Raw genomic sequence first — 23,234 nt, 5'->3', positions numbered from 1 at the left:
CTTTGAACGGCTTTTTTTATGAGAATTGTTTAAGTGCTCTTTCGGCTAGTAAAGCAAAGTATTCTGCACTTATAGGCAGTGCCTCTTCATTAATTGTAAAAGCAGGATGATGCCATTCATGTGTACCGCTCGTTCCCATAAAGACGAATGAACCTGGTATTTCCTGTTGGTAAAATGAGAAATCTTCTCCAGCCATTGATAGACTAGGCGAGATGATATTAAGATTCATCTTTGTGGCAACTTGAATAGATAAGTCTGTAAGAGCTTTATCGTTGTGAACAGCAGGAGGGCCTGAATAAAAACGGAATTTCGTTTTTACACCTAATGCATCAGATACACCTTTAATAATACGCTCCATGAGTGCTGGAATCTTTTCACGTGTTTCAGCTTGGAACGTGCGAATCGTTCCTTCTAACGTAGCTTTTTCAGGAATCACGTTCCACGTATTTCCTGCGTGAATATTTGTAACACTAACAACCGCATTATGAGATGAACTTATATTTCGGCTTACAATTGTTTGCAGTGCCATCACAATTTGAGAGGATGCGACAATAGGATCTACGCCAGCATCTGGTACAGCCGCGTGTGTACCAACTCCGTGAATTTCAATTTCAAATCGATCAACTCCAGCCATCAGTGGACCATCTTTAATGCCAATTGTACCTACTGGTAAATCAGGTTTATTATGCATGCCGAAAATCGCTTGCACATTACGTAAATGTCCAGCATCAATAACTTTGCAAGCGCCATTACTACTTTCTTCAGCTGGTTGGAATATGAAGCGAACCGTTCCATTTAGGGAAGATTCTCTTTCTTTTAATAAGAAAGCAGTACCTAAAATGGCAGCTGTATGAAAATCGTGTCCACAAGCATGCATTTTCCCTCGTACTTTAGATGCATAGGACAAATGTGTTTCTTCTTGAATAGGAAGGGCATCAATATCAGCACGAACTGCTACAATTGGTCCGTTTTTATTACCAGACACTTCAGCGATAATTCCTGTTTCTAAATTGGAGTCAATGATAGTAATGTTTTTTTCTTCTAACCAATTTTTTATTGCTTTTGTTGTTTCGAACTCTTCATATGATAGTTCTGGATACTCATGTAAATGTCGACGGATGGAAATAAGTTTTTCTTTTAGTTGATTTGAAATAGATACCATGTAGTATGCCTTCTTTCTTCAGCAAAATATTTATCATAAGTATACAACAATAAAAGAGAGGATTCTCAAATGAAAATCCTCTCTCGTTTATCCCGTATTAATGGTCAGTCCGATTGGTTCAACTAATTAAAGTTTCACTTTATGCTGCGACTTTTTTATGCGTATGATGTTTACGATAACGTCCACGCATTGCGTATGCAATTTGCGGGATTGCAATCCCGATTAAAATAAGTGATACACCGAACCATTGTGAAGATAGTACAGCCTCTTTTAAAACGAATACTGACATAATTGTTGTAACTGGTAGTTCCGCTGCACCAAGAATAGTTGCTAAGCCAGAACCGATTTTTGGAATACCGATTGTAAAGGCAATAGATGGAATTACGATACTAAATGTTCCTAATCCTAAACCGTATTTCCAAAGACCTTGAGAAATGGCACCATTAAAAATAAATGTTGGTGGGAATACAATCATGACTAAAGTTAAAGCACCAGTCATTAAGAGAACACCGCGCGGTAATGAAGGTACTTCAACAGCAACTTTTCCGCTCACGAAAATGTATGTTGCGAATGTAACTGCAGATAATAAACCTAAAATGATCCCAGTCGTATCGAAAGCACCTGCTGATTGTTCAAGTAAACCACTTGATAAAAATGTCCCTACAAGTAAGAAAATAACAGAAATAACTTTTTCTCTTGAAGGTAATGTTTTTGTTGCGACTGCTTCAATGATAATTCCGACCCAAACAAATTGGAATAAAAGAATAATTGCAATAGAAGCTGGTACAGTTTTTAATGAAGCATAATAAAAAATTCCGGTAAAACTTGCAGATGTTCCTGCAACGAATAAAAGTAATGCTTGCTTTAAAGGAACGCGATGTCTAGAAAATAGAAGTGTAATAGCAAGCAAAATAATCCAACCGAACAAATATTGGCTGCCAATTACCTCTCCAAGTGAAAATCCTTCTGCATATGCAAGCTTAACAAAAATAGCTAAAATTCCATAACTACACGCTCCTAATAAAACTAAAAGAGAATAACGAAGCATGAAAAATTCCTCCCATCTATATGAAGTTGTTCCGTATCGAAAATATATAACTAGAGGGAAGTATACAAAATTAGAAATGAAGGGTCAAATGAAAGAAAAGTATGACATTTTATAGAATAATAATAAAAGTATGATATTTATGCATAATCTTGAAATTATTAATAGTAGAAGTATTATAAAATCAACTTTGCATTGTATAGAGCTAGCATTTGAAAAAAATATTTTTTAAACCAATATGTATATAGACGTACTAGTAACGTGCTAATTATTTGAGAAACTATGTTACCTTTGTTATGGTAGTGACAATTAAAGGAGTTTCATAATCCATTTGAGTTTTTTCTATATAATAGAAGGAAATGAAAACGTTTTATTAGAAACTGTGAGGAAGTACGGTTTTTCTTATTGCCACGTTGTAAAAGTGATTTCACGAATTGTTCATAGTATTTTTATGTGTTTTTGTTACAATATTTAGGGAGAGGAGTGGAATGATGCAAGATATTAGTATTTTTTTAGCGTTTGGCGCCGGGTTCTTATCATTTATTTCCCCATGTTGCTTACCGCTTTATCCGGCATTTTTATCGTACATAACAGGTATGTCGGTTTCTGAATTGAAAGAAGAAAATGCAATGCTTCGCAAAAGAAGTATGATACATACAGCGTTTTTCTTACTTGGATTTTCAATTATATTTATTGCAATTGGATTTGGTACAAGTTTTATTGGAGGAATCTTTACTGACTATAAAGATTTAATCAGACAGTTAGGTGGTATATTTATCATCGTGTTCGGCTTAATTATTGTCGGGGTGTTTAAGCCGAAATTTTTAATGCAAGACCGTAAATTTACATTTAAAAATCGTCCAAGTGGCTATTTTGGATCAGTACTAATTGGATTAGCCTTTGCAGCAGGGTGGACGCCATGTACCGGACCAATTCTAGTGTCTGTAATTGGATTAGCAGCAACAAACCCAGAATCAGCAATGATTTACATGATTGCTTACATACTTGGATTTGCTATCCCGTTTTTCGTACTGTCATTCTTTATTACGAAAATGTCTTGGATTAAAAGAAATAGTATGGCCTTCATGAAAGTCGGAGGATATATTATGATTGTTATGGGGGTCTTCCTATACTTTAACTGGATGACGAAAATTATCGTATATTTCTCAAGTTTATTTGGTGGTTTTACCGGTTTTTAGTATTATTCTGCGAAAATGTTGGAAATACTAACGGAAAAGCATATAATGAAAGTATATTTTGCATATAGCCACAAAAAAGGATGAGAAAATATGAACATAGTTCTTTTATCAAGTATCGTTGCTGTTTGTATGGCTGTCGGTGCGATGTTTATTCGTTTAAAAGCAGCTAAGAAACCTGCAACATTGAAAAAAATTATACTTCCGCCATTTTTTATGAGCACGGGAGCATTGATGTATGTTTTTCCTGAATTTCGATTAACTCCAGCGGAAATGTTAGAAGCAATTGGCGTCGGTTTGTTTTTCTCTATTTTTCTTATTAAAACATCTAAATTTGAAATTAGAGGACAAGAGATTTATTTGAAGCGTTCAAAAGCCTTTGTTTTTATATTAATTGGATTACTTGTAGTGCGGATTGTATTTAAAACATACTTAAGCCAATCTCTTGATTTAGGACAACTTAGTGGCATGTTCTTTTTACTTGCGTTCGCGATGATTGTGTCATGGAGAATTGCAATGTATCGTTCCTTTACGAAATTACAGAAGGAAATGGAAAAAGAAGATGGTTTTTATAATGAAAAAGATATGAAGCTAACTTAAAAACTGTATATGTACCAAATAAAAAGACAGCGTCAAAGGCGCTGTCTTTTTTATCGAAAATAATATGAAGTTACTTTGCGAGTAAAGATCGATAGTTAGAATAATCAATCTTTTTTTCTTGTAGTTTTTTAATTAAAAATTTATGATCACGCTTTGGTGTGGCAATGATATATCCTTTAATAAGTAAGTCTTGTGTAATTTGAGAGGCATTTTCTTGTAATGCAAGTTCCCCGATTTTTCCAGCAATCTTTGATTTTGCAACATCGCGAAATAGTTCTGGAACAGGACTTACAAGCTCTTCTAACAATTGTTTTTGTTCGTCAGCCCATAAATGTCTCGTTTTATTTATGTAGTGTTCTTCCCAATCCAAAATGGACATGCCGTCTTCTTTTGGTAAACGTTTTAAAAATTTTCTGAACATAAAGTATCCACCGATAGACATAAGCCCTAATAAAATAACCGTCCATAATACAATGAACCAACTGAACCATCCTTCGAGCAAGCATATCCCCCCTTAATGATAGCGGTTTTCTTTTATTCATATTATATACAGTGAGATTCATAGAAAGCAAGAACGCTTGGTCATTTTGACCAAGCGTTATCATTTAAACAAAGTATAGTTGTTCCACATGTAAATTATTATTATCATCTTCTACATATTCAATGATTAATGTGCCAACTTTACGATCTTTATCTTCAGTTGTGAAAATAGAGTAAGAAGTAAAACGTGTTTTTGATAGGCCACTTATGTGTGTAGGTAAAGAAATGTAGTCGTTATCGCGGAAGAATTCCATCAGTTCAATATCCTCAAATTCTTTTCGGTCAACTTGTTTGTTTGTATAGCGGCGTTGAAGTTGTTTTAAAGATTCATTCCAAGAAATTGCTTTTGTGTCGTATACCATTGTTCTATCTCCTTACTGTATGTAATTATTAAGAACATACGTTCTAATCTAGTATACTCTTTTTATTAGAAAAGAGAAAGCAAAAAATAATGTAAGCTTGGATTTCCAAGCTTACATTATTGATGCGTCCGTCATAATCTCTATTTTTCATTATAAGTTAGATAAGAATAAGAAACAAGATGATATATATAATGTTGAGAGTTTTCAAGATTCTGTATATTATAGGTGTACTAAAGAGTAAGGGAATGAGGGGCGTGGCATACGTAATTTCACTGCAAGGGCCGATGGCTAGCGGAAAAACAACATTAGCAAAAAGGTTAGAAATGAGAGGGTTTCGAGTTATATATGAAAATCCATATCCAATTGTAGAGAAACGAAAAAAATTGAATTTAGATATGAATTCAAAAGTAGGGTTTATTATGAATCAAAAAATGTTTATGGAAGCAAAAATAAAGGAGTTTCAAAATGTGAAAGATTCAGTCGTAATTTTTGATCGCGGACCAGAAGACATTGAATTTTTTACACTCTTTTATCCAACGATTATAGGAGAAGAGTGGGATATAGAAACTGAATTGAAAGATGAATTATATAAATTAAGAGAATGCCGTTCGGATGTGATTTTTTACTTAGATGTTACGAAAAAGAATGTATATGATAGAAAAAATAATGATAGAACAAGAAATAGAAGTACATTTGAGGAGCAATTTAAATTAGTAGAAACTGAAAAAGACTGGTATAAACAATTTCCTGTAACTTATGTGGACACGAATAGATTAACAGTTGACGATTTAGAGGTATATTTTATGGACTGGTTAAAGGAGAGAGGGCTATGAAAAAAATACTTTTATTTGTATACCCAACATTTGCGGAGTTTGAAATAACAGTAGCGACGGCATTGCTGAAAAATAAATTTGAAATCATTACAGCGGGCTTAACAAAAGAATTGATTATAAGTGAAACAGGTTTGCAAGTGCAGCCACATATAGAAGTAAGTGAAGTACGTGTAGATGAGTACGAGGGGATACTTATTCCAGGTGGAGAAGAAGTACAGTTGGAAGATGCAAAACCTCTTTTTTCAATCATTCGTCAATTTCATGAACAAGAAAAATTAGTGGCAGCAATTTGTGCTGGACCGTATGCGCTAGCAAAAGCTAGCTTTTTTCTTTTTTACACCGATAAATTACTAACGTTTTTGGATCGCGCCATATACCGTTATGGAGCGATAATTCCTTGTTGATTTCTTCTGTTAGCCATTCTTTCATCTCGGCTTGAAGATACATATTATCGGGTATATTTAGCGATGGAAACATGCTGGAAATATAGTTTACTATTGGGGTAGCATGATGAAAAACGAGCGCATTATGAATAACTGTTTCTTTAACCGTTGGAAAAGCAGATGCTACTATCTCTTTACCATTTTCTAAACAAAACGGAGAGACTGCTGGTGATGTTTTCGGTAGATCAAATGCATCAAGCATGTTGTTACACATTTCAACTATACGAGGTAATGAAACTTTAGAATTTGTTGTAGCTAAAAGTGTTCCGCCAGGACGAATGACTTTATAAAAGCCTTGAATTGTTTTTTCAACATCTTTCACATGGTATAACATATGTCTTGCAATTATTAGGTCATAACAATTTGTTTCGAAAGGAAGTTTACTAGCATCCCCTCGTTTCCATTCTATTAAGTTATTTATTTTAACAGCTTCAGCAAGCATAGCTTCGGATTGATCAAACCCGGTTAATGGGCCTTTATGACCATTTGTTTGTAAAAGGGAAAGGAATTTTCCACTAGCGCACCCAACCTCTAATATGTTTTCATCCCCTTGAAGGTGTAAATGTTCAATGACAATCTTATCTAAATCTACGTGTTTTTCTTCGTAATGTGTATGTGTGTTGATGCGTGTTTGTAAATGGTTGCTAACGTTATATTGTCGTTTTACATCATTCATTTTGTCACATTCCACCTTTGTGCAAAATTGTTGGATTGCATGTGTTAATACATCTGTTTTCTTTAAACCTTCGTAATGGAGTGCTGATTCAAACCTTTCAAGTAATTTCTCTTCAATTCGAAAATGAATATCTTTTCGTTTTGTCACTGAAATTTCGCTCCTTTGCATCTGTTAGTGAGACTATAGCACGTCTGGAAATTTTGTGTAAATCATTTGTGTACACAAAATTAGGGGGATGAAAAAAATGTTTGAATATGATTTTAAACTATTGACGATTTAACCGTTTTCATATATTCTTAAATTAAGTAATATTCAAATAATTCAAAAGAAATGAGAGAGTCACATGCTTCTTCAAGGAACACATCGAATTGGTCGTATGGCCATGCTGTTGGCACTTGCGGATGAGAATGAAAGTCCTGTATTATCCATTCCAAAAGGTTGGAAGTATTGTACGGGGAAAGTGGGTTCGATGAATTCGCAAAAGGTTGTCGCAGCAATGGAAACAGCGGCTAAAAGCAACCAAGTTATTGAAACAGACGTTTACAGAGAAACACATGCACTTTATCATGCAATTATGGAAGCTTTGTACGGAGTGACGAGAGGTCAAATTCAGTTAGCAGACGTTCTTCGTACAGTAGGACTTCGTTTTGCGATTGTGCGCGGTACACCATACGACGGGAAAAAAGAAGGCGAATGGGTTGCTGTTGCATTATATGGAACGATTGGTGCACCTGTAAAAGGATCTGAGCATGAGGCGATTGGTTTAGGAATTAATCACATATGATTTGCCCATAGTCTATTAGTTAGAAGGGGGCCTTACTTTTTTAGGACAGAAGTCTGTCTTAAAAAGATAAGGTCCCCTTTTGCCTTTTTAAGGAGGAAAAATGATGATTACGTTAACAGGACATACATTGACAGTTGAAGAAATGAAGAGGTTATTACTGGAAGGAGAAGGTGTAACAGCTTGTCCAACTAGTATGCAAAAGGTAGCGGAGTGCCGTGAAGTAGTTGAGAAAATTGTAGAGGACGGAAAAGTCGTTTACGGTATTACAACTGGATTTGGAAAGTTTAGTGATGTGCTTATCCAAAAAGATGATGTAAAGGCACTTCAACATAATTTAATTCAGTCACATGCATGTGGAATTGGTGATCCATTCCCGGAAGAAGTATCGCGCGGAATGTTAATTTTACGAGCGAACACGATGCTTAAAGGAGTATCAGGCGTAAGGCCGCTCGTTGTAAATATGCTTCTTGAGTTTGTAAATCGTAAAATTCATCCAGTCGTTCCGCAACAAGGTTCACTTGGTGCAAGTGGAGATTTAGCACCTTTATCTCATCTTGCGCTCGTATTATTAGGCGAAGGTGAAGTGTTCTATAAAGGGAAACGCGTTCATGCAATGGTTGCTCTTACAGAAGAAGGGCTTGAGCCAATTGAACTTGAAGCGAAAGAAGGTCTTGCGTTAATTAATGGTACGCAGGCGATGACAGCACAAGGAGTTCTTTCTTATATAGAAGCAGAAGCAACGGCGTATCAAGCTGAACTAATTGCTTCGATGACAATTGAAGGGTTACAAGGCATTATTGATGCATTTGATGAAAATGTTCATAAAGCACGTGGTTATAAAGAGCAAGTGGATGTAGCAAGCAGAATTCGTGACATTCTTCATGATAGTAAGTTAACAACAAAACAAGGAGAACTACGTGTACAGGATGCCTATTCACTTCGTTGTATCCCGCAAGTACACGGTGCTTCTTGGCAAGTTTTGAATTATGTGAAAGAAAAATTAGAAATTGAAATGAATGCCGCAACAGATAATCCGCTAATCTTTGATGGCGGGGAAAAAGTAATTTCAGGTGGTAATTTCCATGGTCAACCGATTGCGTTTGCGATGGACTTCTTAAAAGTAGGAATGGCGGAACTTGCAAACATTTCAGAGCGTCGTATTGAGCGTTTAGTAAATCCGCAGTTAAACGATTTACCACCATTTTTAAGTCCAGAACCAGGACTTCAGTCTGGTGCAATGATTATGCAATATGCTGCAGCGTCGCTAGTTTCTGAAAATAAAACGTTAGCACATCCGGCGAGTGTTGATTCAATCCCGTCATCAGCTAACCAAGAAGATCACGTAAGTATGGGAACAATCGCTTCACGTCATGCACATCAAATTATTCAAAATGTAAGACGTGTTCTTTCAATTGAAATGATTTGTGCGATGCAAGCGGCAGAATATCGCGGAATTGAAAACATGAGTACAGTGACGAAGAGCTTCTACCATCAAGGTCGTCAGCAGGTGCCATCTATTAAAAATGACCGTATATTCTCAACGGATATTGAAAATATTGCGCACTGGTTAAAAACGAATTATTCAATAAAAGAAAGATTAGACGTAAACGCAGCACTATAAAATGAGAAAAGGGAGAGATTGAAATGGAAAAAGTACAACAAACAATTCGCGCGCCAAGAGGTACAGAGTTACAAACGAAAGGGTGGGTGCAAGAAGCTGCACTTCGTATGTTAATGAACAATTTAGATCCGGAAGTTGCTGAAAAACCAGAAGAATTAGTTGTGTATGGCGGAATTGGCCGTGCAGCTCGTAACTGGGAAAGCTATCAGGCGATTGTAGATTCATTAAAAACGTTAGAAAGCGATGAAACGTTACTTGTTCAATCAGGAAAACCAGTTGCTATTTTTAAATCACATGAAGATGCACCTCGCGTTCTGTTAGCGAACTCAAACTTAGTACCAAAATGGGCAAACTGGGATCACTTCCGAGAACTAGAGAAAAAAGGTCTTATGATGTACGGACAAATGACAGCTGGTAGCTGGATTTACATTGGAACACAAGGGATTCTACAAGGAACATATGAAACATTTGGTGAAGCAGCTCGTCAACATTTCGACGGTTCATTAAAAGGTACATTAACACTTACTGCTGGTTTAGGTGGTATGGGTGGTGCACAACCTCTTGCTGTAACGATGAACGGCGGTGTTGTCATTGCTATTGATGTTGATAAGCGTAGCATCGATCGTCGTATTGAAAAGAGATATTGTGACATGTATACAGAATCATTAGAAGAAGCATTAACTGTTGCGAACGAGTATAAAGAGAAGAAAGAACCAATTTCAATTGGCTTGCTAGGAAATGCGGCAGAGATTTTACCAGAACTAGTGAAGCGTGATATTACGCCAGATTTAGTTACAGATCAAACATCTGCTCATGATCCATTAAACGGTTATATTCCAGTAGGTTACACATTAGAAGAAGCAGCGAAACTTCGTGAAAAAGATCCAGAACGTTACGTACAATTATCAAAAGAAAGTATGACAAAACATGTGGAAGCGATGCTTGCGATGCAAGAAAAAGGTGCAATTACATTTGATTATGGAAATAACATTCGCCAAGTTGCTTTCGATGAAGGTTTGAAAAATGCTTTCGATTTCCCAGGATTCGTTCCAGCATTTATTCGTCCATTATTCTGTGAAGGAAAAGGGCCATTCCGCTGGGTAGCACTTTCTGGTGATCCAGAAGATATTTATAAAACAGACGAAGTAATTTTACGTGAGTTCGCTGATAATGAACATTTATGTAACTGGATTCGTATGGCACGTCAACAAGTTGAGTTCCAAGGACTTCCATCACGTATTTGTTGGTTAGGTTACGGTGAGCGTGCGAAATTTGGTCGCATCATTAATGAAATGGTTGCAAATGGTGAATTATCAGCACCGATTGTTATTGGTCGTGACCATTTAGATTGCGGATCAGTAGCATCTCCAAACCGTGAAACAGAAGCGATGAAAGACGGTAGTGATGCAGTAGCTGACTGGCCAATTTTAAATGCATTAATTAATAGTGTAAACGGTGCAAGCTGGGTATCTGTTCACCACGGTGGTGGCGTTGGTATGGGTTATTCACTTCATGCGGGAATGGTTATCGTTGCAGATGGAACAGAAGCAGCAGCAAAACGAATTGAGCGCGTATTAACTTCTGATCCTGGTATGGGTGTTGTTCGTCACGTGGATGCAGGGTATGACTTAGCTGTGGAAACTGCGAAAGAAAAAGGCGTTAACATTCCGATGATGAAATAAGGAGGAGAAAACATGCTGGACACTTTACTAATAAATATCGGTCAATTACTAACAATGGATCAAGAAGATGGCTTGTTAAGACGGGAAGCGATGAACACGCTTCCTGTTATCGAAAACGGTGCGGTTGGAATTGAAAATGGTGTAATTACTTTCGTTGGAACAGCGGAAGAAGCGAAAGGATTACAAGCGAGAGAAGTTATTGATTGCGGCGGGAAAATGGTTTCTCCTGGTCTTGTTGACCCGCATACTCACCTTGTATTTGGTGGATCTCGTGAAAATGAAATCGCACTAAAACTACAAGGAGTTCCGTACTTAGAAATTTTAGAACAAGGCGGAGGCATACTTGCAACTGTAAATGCAACGAAACAGGCGTCGAAAGAAGAACTTGTTCAAAAAGCGAAATTCCATTTAGACCGTATGCTATCTTTCGGAGTTACTACTGTAGAAGCGAAGAGTGGTTATGGATTAGATGATGAGACGGAATGGAAACAATTAGAGGCAACAGCACAATTACAAAAAGAGCATCCAGTCGATTTAGTTTCCACATTTTTAGGTGCTCATGCAGTTCCGAAAGAATATAAAGGTAGATCGAAAGAGTTTTTACAATGGATGTTAGATTTATTACCAGAAATGAAAGAGAAACAATTAGCGGAGTTCGTTGATATTTTCTGTGAAACAGGTGTGTTCTCTGTGGAAGAATCAAAAGAATTTTTATTAAAAGCGAAAGAGCTTGGCTTTGATGTGAAAATTCATGCAGATGAAATCGACCCTCTTGGTGGTGCGGAAGCAGCGGCAGAAATCGGTGCAGCATCAGCGGACCATTTAGTTGGAGCTTCTGATAAAGGGATTGAAATGCTTGCAAACTCGAATACAGTAGCAACATTATTACCAGGAACAACTTTCTATTTAAATAAAGAAAGCTTTGCTCGTGGTCGTAAAATGATTGATGAAAGTGTTGCAGTTGCGTTAGCTACAGACTTTAACCCAGGTAGCTGTCCAACTGAAAATATTCAGCTTATTATGAGCATTGCGATGCTAAAACTGAAAATGACACCAGAAGAAGTTTGGAATGCCGTAACGGTTAACTCATCATATGCTATTAACCGTGGTGATGTAGCTGGGAAAATTAGAGTTGGTCGTAAGGCAGATTTAGTTTTATGGGATGCTTACAATTATGCTTACGTACCGTATCATTACGGCGTAAGTCATGTGAATACAGTATGGAAGAATGGTAATATTGCATATACAAGAGGTGAACAATCGTGGAGCACGGCCACTATTTAAAGAAAAATGCAAAGTTTATTGATCGTGAAGTGACAAAATGGAGTGAGATGATTAAAGATTGGGAGGAAGGCGTAGAAATATTCGGTGCTGCCTTAATTGGAGCACCCCTTTCTAAACCATCTATTAGTCATTCAGGAGCAAGTTTTGCTCCAAAGACAATTCGTGCGATGTTAGATGCATATAGCACATATGCAATTACAGAAAAACACGATATGAAAGAAAGTGTCTTATATGATTGCGGCGATATTACGATGCATGTGACGGATATAAAAGAAAGTCATAAACGAATTGCGGAAACAGTTGGTCATGTAACGAAAGTAAACCCGAACATGATACCAATCGTTCTTGGGGGTGACCACTCGATTAGTTTTCCGAGTATAACAGGTTTTGCAAACAGTAAAGGAAAGGTCGGAATTATTCAATTTGATGCTCATCATGATTTACGTAATTTAGATGATGGAGGCCCGTCAAATGGTACACCATTCCGTAGTTTACTAGAAAATGATGTCATTACAGGGAAACAACTTGTTCAAATTGGAATTCGTAATTTTTCTAATGCACGTGCGTACCATGAATATGCAATAGAGCATGGTGTAACAGTGTATACAATGAAAGACGTACGAGAGCGAGAAATAAAAGATATTATCACGGAAAGTATTGAATTATTAAGAAATCAAGGTGTGACTTCTATTTATATTTCTCTTGATATGGATGTGCTAGACCAAGCGTTTGCGCCAGGTTGTCCAGCAATTGGGCCTGGTGGAATGGATAGTACGACTTTACTAGATGCGATTGAATTCCTTGGTAAAGAACCGCTCGTTCAAGGGATGGATATAGTAGAGATTGATCCAACTCTTGATTTCAGAGATATGACGAGTAGAGTAGCAGCGCAAGTGATTATGAGTTTTCTTTTAGCGAGGGAAACGGTTAGTAAGCAAGTTAGTATATAGACGGAAAAGTAGATCTTTATTTATGCCTTAACAAAAACACATCACTACTTAAATGTAGTGATGTGTTTTTGTATTAAAAGAGAATGAATGTGTGTGGAACCTTTAATGGAATTGCGATTTTTATAGTGTATTGTGTAAATTTAATTTCTTGCTTCTGAAGTATTGACGTGTAAAATAATTTTATGATAAAATAAAATTTTTGCTAAAAAACTAAAAGTATGTTAAGCTTGAGAAGGTTACCATATATGGAGGTGGATTATTTGTTTCAAATTGGCGATAACATTGTTTATCCAATGCAGGGAGCAGGTATAATTAAAGCCATAGAAGAGAAGGAAATCTCAGGAGAAAAACAACAGTATTATGTTATAAAAATGTCGGCTAGTAATATGGAACTAATGATTCCAGCAGGGAGAATATTGAATTCGAATATACGTCCAGTTACGGATATAACCGCATTAGCACACATAATGGATATTTTTCAACATGGGGAATCAGATAGATTACTTACATGGAAACAAAGGTATAAATTGAACACTGATAAAATAAAGACGGGTAAAATGCAAGAAGGTGCTGAAGTTGTGCGTGATTTAATGCGTATACAGAAAGAAAAAGCACTTAATGCAAGCGAAAAGAAGATGTTAGATAACGCATATGAATTTTTGATTAGTGAACTGGGATTAATTGAAGGTATCACAGAAAATCAGATAAAAAGCTTTTGTTAAGGTTCATTACAAATAATGTATTATATCCCAAAAAAGATCTTGAATTTTTTGGGAACATAATTATAGAAAATTTATCATTTCAAAGACATTCAACTCTTTCAAACCACTTTTAGAGCATTACCTCTATTGTTATTACTACAATCAAATCCATTTTTATTTTTTAATTTCATTTATGAATGTTCGAAGTTTAATTGAATACTTCGATAAAATAGTTACTTGATTTTTGCAATCCTGATTCACACTGGCACGGACGAGGAGCCGTAAGGATGAAAGAGAGGTAGGGCTTTCATTGTTTTAGGTATATAAGTTATTATTTTTAGAAGAATACTGAACCATTTTTACTTCTATTGATAAGGTGTTTTTTTTATTAAAGAGATAAACGAATTGACAGCCATATATGGTCAACAAAAAAGGTTTCCTCCTAAGGAAACCTTTTTAATATTATTTATAGCATTTTATTTTTTGGATATTCGAATTTTTTATTGTAAAGTCGTAAAAATTGACGTTACTATCTAAAAGTAAGTATGATGCGGTTATAGTAAGATTTTTTAGGGGGAAGAAAAATGACAAGTTCAAGTAATAAAGCAGCGAGTATTTATGAAGGAACAAATGTAAATGCTGGGGGATTTTTTGAAAACGTTGAAGAAACAAAGTTGTTTGATCCAATTCAAGTTGGAGCTTGGTCTCTTCGTAATCGTATAGCGATGGCACCGATGACAAGATGCTTTGCAGATAATGAGACTGGAGTAGTTGGTGCGGATGTAGTGGAGTACTACAGAAAACGTGCTGCGGATGGAATTGGACTAATTATTACAGAAGGAATTGTCATTAGTCCGAGAGCAAAAGGAAACCCAGGAGTACCAGGTATTTATACACAAGAGCAAATCGATTCTTGGAAACCTGTTACAGAGGCGGTACATAAAGAAGGCGGGACGATTATTGCTCAAATATGGCATGTTGGGCGTATGAGTCATCATGAAATAATTGGTGGTCAAATGCCACAAGCACCGTCGGCTATCGCTGCAGAGGGAAATGTTCCACGCTTTCGTAAACCGTTTGATACGCCAGAAGCAATGACGTTAGAAGAAATACAAGAAGTGATCGGGCAATACGCACAAGCTGCGAAAAATGCGATCGAAGCTGGATTTGATGGAGTAGAAATTCACGGTGCACACGGATATTTAATCGATCAATTTACGTATGAGTTTGCGAATAAGCGAACAGATAAATATGGCGGTGATTTAAAACAAAGGTTAACGTTTATGAAAGAAGTAACGGCGGCTGTAATAGAAGCTGTTGGAGCTAATAAAACACTTCTTCGTTTCTCTGCTTTCAAAGGTGATAATCCTACTTATATGTGGGAAAACCCTGAGTTTGCAATTGAAACGTTCATAAATATGTTTAAAGAGGTTGGGTTAACGATGATCCATCCTTCAACGATGAATTATACCCAAGAGATTGCTGACGGAAAGAATTTTCATCAACTAGTAAGAAAATATTGGGATGGTACGATTGTTGGGGTTGGTAATTAAAATCCGAAAGAGGCCGAAGAAGCGTTGCAAGAAGGAACGATTGATGTAGCGGCATTCGGAAGACCGTTAATTGCTAATCCAGACTTTGTTCATCGAATTAAACACGCTGAAAGTTTAGTTGAATATGACGCGAAAGAGCATCTTGCTACGTTAGTATGAATAAAGATAAAAGGAGAGCACATCTAGTGTTCTCCTTTTATTATGGAATTTCATAGGGGGAAGCGGGATGAGTGAAACGCTACTCGTTATTATTAGTATATTACTATTTTTAATGTTGCTTTTAATCGTCTTTTTTATCATTACATTTTTTATAAAAAAACGAACACACCATTCTATTTTAAAATTACATCCGTACTTAGGAAGAATGCGCTACTTACTGGAAAAGATAGGGCCTGAATTTCGACAATATTGGTTTGATCATGATACGGATGGAAAGCCTTTCTCACGTTATGATTTTCAAAGTGTTATGTTTTTAGCGAAATATCGCTCTGAAATACTTGGTTTTGGATCAAAACGAGATTTTGAAGCTTCTGGATATTATATTGCTAATACATTATTTCCGATATTAACTGAGGAATTAAGTGTGAATCTCACGCAAGAGCGGGAAGGTAAAAAGTACGTGATTCATAAAGAAGGGTTATTTTCAAGAAGAGAAAAATTGACAGCGGATACAACGAATCTTTGGCTGTACGAAGAAGAAGATGCAATTATAGTCGGTGAGAACCGTAAATATCCGTGGAAGCTACATGGCATGTTTGGTGCATCTGCGACTTCTTACGGTGCGATTGGAGAAAATTATATTTTAGCGAGTGGTTTTGGAGCAAAAATGGCAGGCGGATCGTGGATTAATACGGGTGAAGGTGGCGTTATTCCAGAACATTTACATACAGGAGCGAATATCGTTGCGCAAATTGGTCCAGGGTTATTTGGATACCGTGATGAAGACGGTAATTTTTCAATGGGAAAATTCATGGAGAAAGCGAAAGAAAGTAATATTAGAGCATTCGAATTGAAATTTGGGCAAGGTGCTAAAATACGTGGTGGTCATTTAGAGGGGCAAAAAGTAAATGAGAAAATTGCTTCTGTTCGCAACGTCCGAAAGGGAGAGACGATTAATTCACCGAATCGATTTTCATTTTTAAAGAATGCAGCGGATACACTTTGTTTTATTCAACAGTTGCAAGAAAACAGCGGTAAACCAGTTGGAATGAAAATTGTAATTGGTCAGCAGGAGCCTTTGGAAGATTTAATAAAAACAATGAAAGAACTAAACATTTACCCAGATTTTATTACAATCGACGGTTCAGAAGGCGGGTCAGGAGCAACGTATAAATCGATGGCAGATTATATGGGACTGCCGCTTATTCCAGCATTACTTACATTTATTGATACAGCAAACCATTATGGTGTCCGTAACAAGTTTAAAGTATTTGCATCGGGTAAATTAATCACACCAGATAAAGTGGCGATTGCTTTAGCGATTGGGGCGGATGCTGTAAGTTCAGCCCGTGGGTTTATGATGGCAAGTGGCTGTATTATGGCCCTTCAATGTAATTCTGGTCAATGTCCATCTGGTGTAGCCACGACGAATCCGCATTATCAAAAAGCGTTAGATCCGTATGAGAAGAAGTGGCGAGTCATGAATTATATTATTAGTATGAGATATAGTTTATTTTCATTAGCGGCAGCGGCGGGAGTGAAGAGCCCGCGCCATTTAACTAGAGAGCATATTGTGTTTAAAGACGAGGTGGGGAGAGTAGTTCCTCTTTCGGAATTGTTTCCTATAGTAAATCAAACCTAAAAGTATATTTGATGTGTAAGATTTTTTAGAGGAATAATTATATTTTTGGAAAAATTAGGAGTATAATAGGGGAGTATTTTTGAAAATGACTATTTTTAGGGAGAGATTCACTTGCAGCAAGGTTCGTACAGTATTACAATTTTTTTACTCTTCATAGGGCTCGTTATATTTAGACGCATGCGCTCTATGAATCGACCAATTAATAATAAAGGAAGACGACTACTATTGCCATTATTCTTCTTATTACCAGGTTTTTCTTTATACGCAGCACCGATACAACTTGCTGGTTGGCAAATTGGTATAGCTGCTGGGATCGGACTGTTATTGTCAATTCCACTTATTATTTTAAGTGGGTATGAAGTCAGAGAAGATGGTCAAATTTATGCAAAAAAAAGTATCGCTTTTATTGCTACATTTTTAGTTATCGTTCTTTTACGTGCTTATTTTAGAAGACATTTACAAGGTCTAGATCCAAAGTCAATCGGCATTCTTTTCTACACTCTTGCGGTTTGTTATATAGTACCTTGGCGTATTGGATGCTATATGAAATTTCGTAAAGTATATGTAGAGAAAGCGAAAATTGAGACGTCAATAAGCTAAAAGTCATACATTTGTATGGCTTTTTCTTTTAAAATTTATCGGGTAAACGAATGTAAATAAGGTGTGAAAAAACACAATATAATTTTCTGAATATTTTTACTTTAAATTCTTGAAAAATCATTGTAATCCACTGGAATAAAGGCGTTTATAAAGGTTTTCACATGTAATGAACAGTGCTCGTTCACTTGAAAGAACAAAAAATGTTTGTTAAGGTAGGGAACCATAAGCGAAAACAAGAAAATAGAAAAAGTCATTTTTCGAAATTTTGAATGGCTTATGGACTAAGGGAGAGATTTGGTGAAGATTGAAATTATGGTTTCGCTTGCTATTTATATGGCAGGTATGTTGTATATCGGATATTGGTCTTATAAGAAGACATCCGATTTATCAGATTATATGTTAGGCGGGAGGGGACTCGGCCCAGCAGTTACAGCTTTATCAGCTGGTGCTTCTGACATGAGTGGTTGGATGCTAATGGGATTACCTGGTGCGATGTATGCAACAGGATTATCAAGTGTATGGATTGCGATAGGTTTATTAATAGGTGCGTATGCAAACTATTTAATCATTGCCCCGCGTTTACGAACGTATACAGAAGTGGCAAATGATTCAATTACGATTCCAGACTTTTTAGAGAATCGGTTTAAAGATCGTACGAAAATACTTCGTTTTGTCTCCGCTATCGTCATTTTAGTATTTTTCACATTTTATGCGTCGGCTGGTTTAGTTTCAGGTGGACGTTTGTTTGAAAATTCTTTTAACCTTGATTATAAAATTGGTTTATTTGTAACAGTAGGTGTCGTTGTTGCGTATACACTATTTGGTGGCTTTCTAGCCGTAAGTTGGACGGACTTTGTGCAAGGTTGTATTATGTTTATTGCGCTTGTACTAGTGCCAATTGTTGCTTTTACGGATGTCGGTGGTGTAACAGAAACATTTAATACGATTAAACAAGTCGATGCATCGCATTTAGATATGTTTAAAGGGACCACAATACTTGGCATTATTTCATTTTTAGCATGGGGACTTGGGTATTTTGGTCAACCGCATATTATTGTCCGTTTTATGGCAATCACCTCTATTAAAGATTTAAAGACTTCTCGTAGAATCGGTATCGGTTGGATGACAATTTCAATTATAGGTGCAATGCTTACTGGTCTAATTGGTATCGCTTATTATGCTAAAAATAATGCAACATTGCAAGATCCAGAAATGGTCTTTGTAACATTCTCCAATATTTTATTCCATCCGTACATTACAGGATTTTTATTATCAGCTATTTTGGCTTCGATTATGAGTAGTATTTCCTCACAATTACTTGTTATTTCAAGTGCAGTAACGGAAGACTTCTATAAAACATTTTTCCGTCGTAATGCAAGTGACAAAGAACTTGTATTTATCGGTAGATTGTCAGTATTAGTAGTAGCTATGATCGCAGTTGTTTTAGCGTATCATCCAAGTGATACAATTTTAACACTTGTAGGTTATGCTTGGGCTGGATTTGGTTCAGCGTTCGGACCAGCCATTTTATTAAGTTTATATTGGAAAAGGACGAATAAATGGGGCGTTCTTGCAGGTATGATTGTTGGTGCAGTAGTTGTTATAGCATGGGTACAAATTCCAAGTTTAAAAGCAATTATGTATGAAATGGTACCTGGATTTTTCTGTAGTTTATTAACTGTTATCGTTGTAAGTTTATTAACGAAAGAACCCGTTAAGGCAGTTCATCGTGAATTTAATGAGATGGAAGCAGTACTGGAAGAAGAAAAGAAATGATTTGCAAAAAGAGTAAACGATGAATAGCGTTTACTCTTTTTACATGTAAAATGAAAGTAAGGACTTATTGACAATAAAAAATAAGTAACTTATAATAAATCTCGAGTTCGAGATAAATAACATGCATAATGAAAAATTATTATGGTTATAAATCGAATGAATATTTTTTGTGAATTATCTTGAGTTCAAGGTAATTTGATAGGTTAGACACCAATATGTATTTTTGTAATTAATATCTCGAATTCGAGATAAAATTATTATAACGGATTTTACTTTGCAGCATGGACAAAATGAATAATGAATTTAAATGTAAAAGAATTTTTATAATGAAATAAAAAAGGAGTGGAAGAAATGGAAAAGAAAACAATGGGAATCCATCACATTACAGCGATTGTAGGGCATCCACAAGAAAATGTAGACTTTTATGCTGGTGTATTAGGGTTACGTTTAGTGAAACAAACAGTGAATTTTGATGATCCAGGTACGTACCATCTTTATTTTGGAAATGAAGGAGGAAAACCTGGAACAATTATTACGTTTTTTCCATGGGCAGGTGCTCGTCAAGGTATTATTGGGGACGGTCAAGTAGGAATTACGTCTTACGTTGTACCAAAAGGTGCAATGGAGTTTTGGGAAAATAGATTAGAAAAATTCGATGTTTCGTATACGAAAATGACTCGTTTTGGAGAGCAGTATTTAGAATTTGATGATCCGCATGGTTTGCATATAGAATTAGTTGAAAGAGAAGCAGGCGAATTAAATAATTGGAGTTTTGGAGAAGTTACACCAGAAGTAGCAATTAAAGGGTTTGGAGGTGCTGTTCTTTTATCTGCACAGCCTCAAAAAACAGCTGAATTGTTAGAACATATTATGGGTCTTGAGAAAATCGGAGAAGAGGGTGAATTTGTTCGATTCCGTTCTTCTGCTGATATTGGAAATATTATTGATTTGAAATTATCAACAATCGGTCGTGGCCAAATGGGCGTTGGTACAGTTCATCATATAGCTTGGAGAGCGATTGACGATGCTGATCAGCTAGACTGGAAAGAGCATGTGTCGCGTTTTGGATATCACGTAACTCCTGTACAAGATCGAAATTATTTTAACGCGATTTATTTTAGAGAACATGGTGAAATCTTATTTGAAATTGCAACAGATCCTCCTGGTTTCGCTCATGATGAATCGTTAGAGACGATGGGTGAGGAATTAAAGTTACCGGAACAATATGAACAACATAGAAAACAGATTGAACAAACGCTTTTACCATTTGAAGTGAGAAATTTAGATTAAAGTGATTGAAGGGGGAAAAGGATTATGATGAAACATGTTTTTCAAAAAGGAAAAGATACGTCAAAACCAGTGTTATTATTACTTCATGGCACAGGTGGTAATGAATTAGATTTACTACCACTTGCAGAAATAATTGATCCGGAAGCGTCGGTATTAAGCGTTAGGGGAAATGTGTTAGAGAATGGGATGCCGCGTTTCTTCCGCCGATTAGCAGAGGGCATTTTTAATGAAGAGGATTTAATTTTCCGTACGAAGGAATTAAATGAATTTTTAGATGAAGCGGCTAAAGAATATAAATTCGATAGAAATAACATTGTAGCTATCGGTTATTCGAATGGGGCAAATATCGCAGCAAGCTTATTATTCCATTATGAGAATGCATTAAAAGGTGCTGTGCTTCATCACCCAATGGTGCCTAGAAGAGGAATGCAATTAGCAAATTTAGCAGGGAAATCTGTGTTTATTGCTGCTGGGACAAATGACCCAATTTGTTCATCAGCAGAGTCAGAGGAATTGAAGGTACTATTAGAAAATGCAAATGCGAATGTAACAATGCATTGGGAAAATCGAGGGCATCAATTAACGATGGGTGAAGTAGAAAAAGCAAAAGAGTGGTATGACAAAGTATTTTAAAAAAAGAAGCATCTGCTAACGATTAGCAGATGCTTCTTTTTTATTTAAGACTGGATTGCAAGGTGAGATGAAGAAAGTGGTAGCTCAATATCAACAATTGTACCTTTATTTAATTCGCTTGAAATGTGTAATTTACCATGATGTTCTTCAATTATTTTGTAACACATCATTAATCCTAGTCCTGTGCCTTTTTCTTTTAAACTATAAAAAGGTTCGCCTAGACGGGAGATACGATCTTCTGGAATGCCACAACCTTCATCGATAATTCGTATTAAGATGAAATTATTCTCTAATGGTTTTGTTTGGATGAAAATATTTCCGCCATTTGGCATTGCTTCTATCGCATTTTTTAATATGTTTATAAAAACTTGTTTTAATTGGTTACCGTCACATTGAATATCATATACGTAATCAAAATGATCCATGATGATATGAACGCTATGCATAATTGCAGTCGGTAAAATAAATGTAACTACCTCTTCAATTAAAGTTTGTATGTTACAAGTTTGGATAGATAATACTTGTGGCTTAGACATCGCCATAAATTGACTCGTGATGGATTCCATTTGTGAAATCTCACTTAACATAACATCGATATACCATTTCTGCTCTTCACTTATTTCAGGGAGGAGCAACGTTAGAAAACCTTTTAGAGAAGTGAGTGGATTTCGAATTTCATGGGCAATTCCAGCTGTCAGTTGTCCGACTACTGCGAGCTTCTCTGATTTTCGTAGTAACTTTTCAGTTTCTTTTAGCTCAGTAACATCTCTCCCCATCACGATAAGACCTTTGCGAGAACCATCAGGATGATAAAGCGGAACTTTTGATATACTTAAGATTAGATCGAAATCATCTCTATGTATAATAAATTCCTCGCCATGAAGAATTTGTCTTTGTTGCCATGCTAGTTCATCGATTTCTTCACAATGTAAAAAAGCTTCTCGGTATGCTTCATTATATTGAATGAGTTCGCTATCTTTTTTCCCGTGGTAAGGTACATGATGGAAATTGAAGCAAGAAAGTGCGTAATCATTTGCCTCAAGCCAGCGCCCTTCATGATCTTTAAATATAACAAACGCAGGCATGGAGTTTACTAATGTACGTAATCTCTTCTCACTTTCTTTTAGCATATTCTCAATTCTTTCTGATTTTTCAAGCGGCTTCATAATAGCATATACGCCAGTAAGACGATTTTGAACAAAAATAGGAACTAGTTTTGTCACAACATCTAATAAGAATCCATTTTTATGATAAATAGATAAGATATACTCTTGTTGATTATCCGCTTCAGTATTCTTTATATTTTGTAATACTTGCTCAGAAATATGGGCTTCTAAAATAGAGGTAATATTTTTCTGTTCTAATTCTAAAGAAGTGTAACCTAATATTCTTTCGGCAGAAGGATTTATATGTAGAATAACTCCTTCTAAATTTAATGAAATAATACTATCAGGATTGTGTTCGAACAGAGATGCGTACATTTCTGTTAATGAACGATCTTGTATATGGTTTCGCAAACGTCTAGAAATGTTCGGATGACGTTTTTTTTGAGTTGGTGAATATTTTTTACGACTCATAATAGTTCCTCCGTACAAATAGCATCTAAAAAGATTTGTCTATTCATAACTATAATATAGATGTAATGTGTATTTCTATAAAAAATGGAAGTTATAGAATAAATTTTGTTTTTTTTTTATTTTTT

General features: G+C 36.0%; 21 protein-coding genes and 2 pseudogenes. 17 read left to right on the top strand and 6 right to left on the bottom strand.

What is annotated here, in order from left to right; all coding sequences use genetic code 11:
* Positions 1-16 precede the first annotated feature (16 nt).
* Together MR168_RS07115 and MR168_RS07110 are read right to left on the bottom strand one after the other, a co-directional pair.
* The gene (locus MR168_RS07115) at positions 17-1,162 is read right to left on the bottom strand and encodes a M20 peptidase aminoacylase family protein (RefSeq protein WP_086412323.1); all 1,146 of its coding nucleotides are present in this window, start codon (positions 1,160-1,162) and stop codon (positions 17-19) included.
* A gap of 139 nt (positions 1,163-1,301) precedes the next feature.
* The gene (locus MR168_RS07110) at positions 1,302-2,210 is read right to left on the bottom strand and encodes an EamA family transporter (RefSeq protein ID WP_000947043.1); all 909 of its coding nucleotides are present in this window, start codon (positions 2,208-2,210) and stop codon (positions 1,302-1,304) included.
* A 322-nt stretch (positions 2,211-2,532) separates the two neighbouring features.
* Between MR168_RS07110 and MR168_RS33615 the strand changes: the two genes are divergently transcribed.
* The 3 genes from MR168_RS33615 to MR168_RS07100 all read left to right on the top strand — a co-directional run bounded on the left by MR168_RS33615 (position 2,533) and on the right by MR168_RS07100 (position 4,003).
* Positions 2,533-2,682 (top strand): peptidase T, encoded by a 150-nt coding sequence (locus tag MR168_RS33615; protein ID WP_071732505.1) that lies wholly within the window; start codon positions 2,533-2,535, stop codon positions 2,680-2,682.
* A gap of 16 nt (positions 2,683-2,698) precedes the next feature.
* Positions 2,699-3,406, top strand: a complete 708-nt coding sequence (gene ccdA / locus MR168_RS07105; protein WP_001152676.1) for a cytochrome c-type biogenesis protein CcdA — start codon at positions 2,699-2,701, stop codon at positions 3,404-3,406.
* A 90-nt stretch (positions 3,407-3,496) separates the two neighbouring features.
* Positions 3,497-4,003 (top strand): CcdC family protein, encoded by a 507-nt coding sequence (locus tag MR168_RS07100; protein ID WP_001028439.1) that lies wholly within the window; start codon positions 3,497-3,499, stop codon positions 4,001-4,003.
* Positions 4,004-4,073: 70 nt separating this feature from the next.
* On the opposite strand, the gene MR168_RS07095 is transcribed toward MR168_RS07100, so the two are convergent.
* Positions 4,074-4,505 carry a DUF2621 domain-containing protein gene (locus MR168_RS07095; protein ID WP_000889377.1) on the bottom strand — a complete coding sequence of 144 codons (432 nt, stop codon included), beginning with the start codon at positions 4,503-4,505 and terminating at the stop codon, positions 4,074-4,076.
* 103 nt (positions 4,506-4,608) lie between these two features.
* Positions 4,609-4,905, bottom strand: coding sequence for a hypothetical protein (locus MR168_RS07090; protein ID WP_000262401.1), 297 nt, complete (start codon positions 4,903-4,905; stop codon positions 4,609-4,611).
* Positions 4,906-5,150: 245 nt separating this feature from the next.
* Between MR168_RS07090 and MR168_RS07085 the strand changes: the two genes are divergently transcribed.
* Together MR168_RS07085 and MR168_RS07080 are read left to right on the top strand one after the other, a co-directional pair.
* On the top strand, positions 5,151-5,738 hold the full coding sequence (locus tag MR168_RS07085) for an AAA family ATPase (RefSeq protein WP_103597623.1): 588 nt from the start codon (positions 5,151-5,153) through the stop codon (positions 5,736-5,738).
* Positions 5,735-6,067: pseudogene (locus MR168_RS07080) on the top strand (DJ-1/PfpI family protein); the annotation flags it as partial. The gene MR168_RS07085 and the pseudogene MR168_RS07080, both read left to right, overlap by 4 nt.
* Here MR168_RS07080 and MR168_RS07075 read toward each other — a convergent pair.
* Positions 6,057-7,004: a class I SAM-dependent methyltransferase gene (locus MR168_RS07075; protein WP_103597621.1), complete on the bottom strand. Its 948-nt coding sequence runs from the start codon at positions 7,002-7,004 to the stop codon at positions 6,057-6,059. The pseudogene MR168_RS07080 and the gene MR168_RS07075 sit on opposite strands and share 11 nt — an antisense overlap.
* A 196-nt stretch (positions 7,005-7,200) precedes the next feature.
* On the opposite strand from MR168_RS07075, the gene hutP reads away from it, so the two are divergent.
* From hutP to MR168_RS07015, 12 genes and pseudogenes are all read left to right on the top strand, one after another.
* Complete coding sequence (hutP, locus tag MR168_RS07070; protein WP_000926516.1) at positions 7,201-7,641, top strand: hut operon transcriptional regulator HutP; 441 nt, start codon at positions 7,201-7,203, stop codon at positions 7,639-7,641.
* A gap of 103 nt (positions 7,642-7,744) precedes the next feature.
* Positions 7,745-9,262, top strand: coding sequence for a histidine ammonia-lyase (gene hutH, locus MR168_RS07065; protein WP_000631872.1), 1,518 nt, complete (start codon positions 7,745-7,747; stop codon positions 9,260-9,262).
* 23 nt (positions 9,263-9,285) lie between these two features.
* Positions 9,286-10,944 (top strand): urocanate hydratase, encoded by a 1,659-nt coding sequence (gene hutU, locus MR168_RS07060; protein WP_000416944.1) that lies wholly within the window; start codon positions 9,286-9,288, stop codon positions 10,942-10,944.
* 12 nt (positions 10,945-10,956) lie between these two features.
* Complete coding sequence (hutI, locus tag MR168_RS07055) at positions 10,957-12,228, top strand: imidazolonepropionase (protein WP_242291211.1); 1,272 nt, start codon at positions 10,957-10,959, stop codon at positions 12,226-12,228.
* A complete protein-coding gene (gene hutG, locus MR168_RS07050) occupies positions 12,207-13,178 on the top strand; it encodes a formimidoylglutamase (protein WP_000399850.1) in 972 nt (323 codons plus the stop codon). The genes hutI and hutG overlap by 22 nt, the downstream gene beginning before the upstream one ends.
* A gap of 260 nt (positions 13,179-13,438) precedes the next feature.
* Positions 13,439-13,900, top strand: a complete 462-nt coding sequence (locus MR168_RS07045) for a CarD family transcriptional regulator (protein WP_170317877.1) — start codon at positions 13,439-13,441, stop codon at positions 13,898-13,900.
* 563 nt (positions 13,901-14,463) lie between these two features.
* A pseudogene (locus MR168_RS07040) lies at positions 14,464-15,591 on the top strand (alkene reductase).
* Positions 15,592-15,658: 67 nt separating this feature from the next.
* Complete coding sequence (locus tag MR168_RS07035; RefSeq protein ID WP_000005171.1) at positions 15,659-17,233, top strand: FMN-binding glutamate synthase family protein; 1,575 nt, start codon at positions 15,659-15,661, stop codon at positions 17,231-17,233.
* 111 nt (positions 17,234-17,344) lie between these two features.
* Positions 17,345-17,833, top strand: a complete 489-nt coding sequence (locus tag MR168_RS07030) for a cytochrome c biogenesis protein CcdC (protein ID WP_086412238.1) — start codon at positions 17,345-17,347, stop codon at positions 17,831-17,833.
* Between the two features lie 297 nt (positions 17,834-18,130).
* Complete coding sequence (gene putP / locus MR168_RS07025) at positions 18,131-19,609, top strand: sodium/proline symporter PutP (protein ID WP_139849073.1); 1,479 nt, start codon at positions 18,131-18,133, stop codon at positions 19,607-19,609.
* 351 nt (positions 19,610-19,960) lie between these two features.
* Positions 19,961-20,899: a ring-cleaving dioxygenase gene (locus MR168_RS07020; RefSeq protein WP_000412727.1), complete on the top strand. Its 939-nt coding sequence runs from the start codon at positions 19,961-19,963 to the stop codon at positions 20,897-20,899.
* Positions 20,900-20,923: 24 nt separating this feature from the next.
* On the top strand, positions 20,924-21,532 hold the full coding sequence (locus MR168_RS07015; RefSeq protein WP_086412236.1) for an alpha/beta hydrolase: 609 nt from the start codon (positions 20,924-20,926) through the stop codon (positions 21,530-21,532).
* A gap of 44 nt (positions 21,533-21,576) precedes the next feature.
* On the opposite strand, the gene MR168_RS07010 is transcribed toward MR168_RS07015, so the two are convergent.
* On the bottom strand, positions 21,577-23,109 hold the full coding sequence (locus tag MR168_RS07010) for a BA3702 family sensor histidine kinase (RefSeq protein ID WP_000087654.1): 1,533 nt from the start codon (positions 23,107-23,109) through the stop codon (positions 21,577-21,579).
* Between the last annotated feature and the right edge of the window lie 125 nt (positions 23,110-23,234).

The organism is Bacillus cereus group sp. BfR-BA-01356, from assembly GCF_022663635.1.
Lineage (GTDB): Bacteria > Bacillota > Bacilli > Bacillales > Bacillaceae_G > Bacillus_A > Bacillus_A cereus.
The sequence above is the reverse complement of the archived record's forward strand: the minus strand, read 5'-3'. Positions and strand labels throughout refer to the sequence as shown.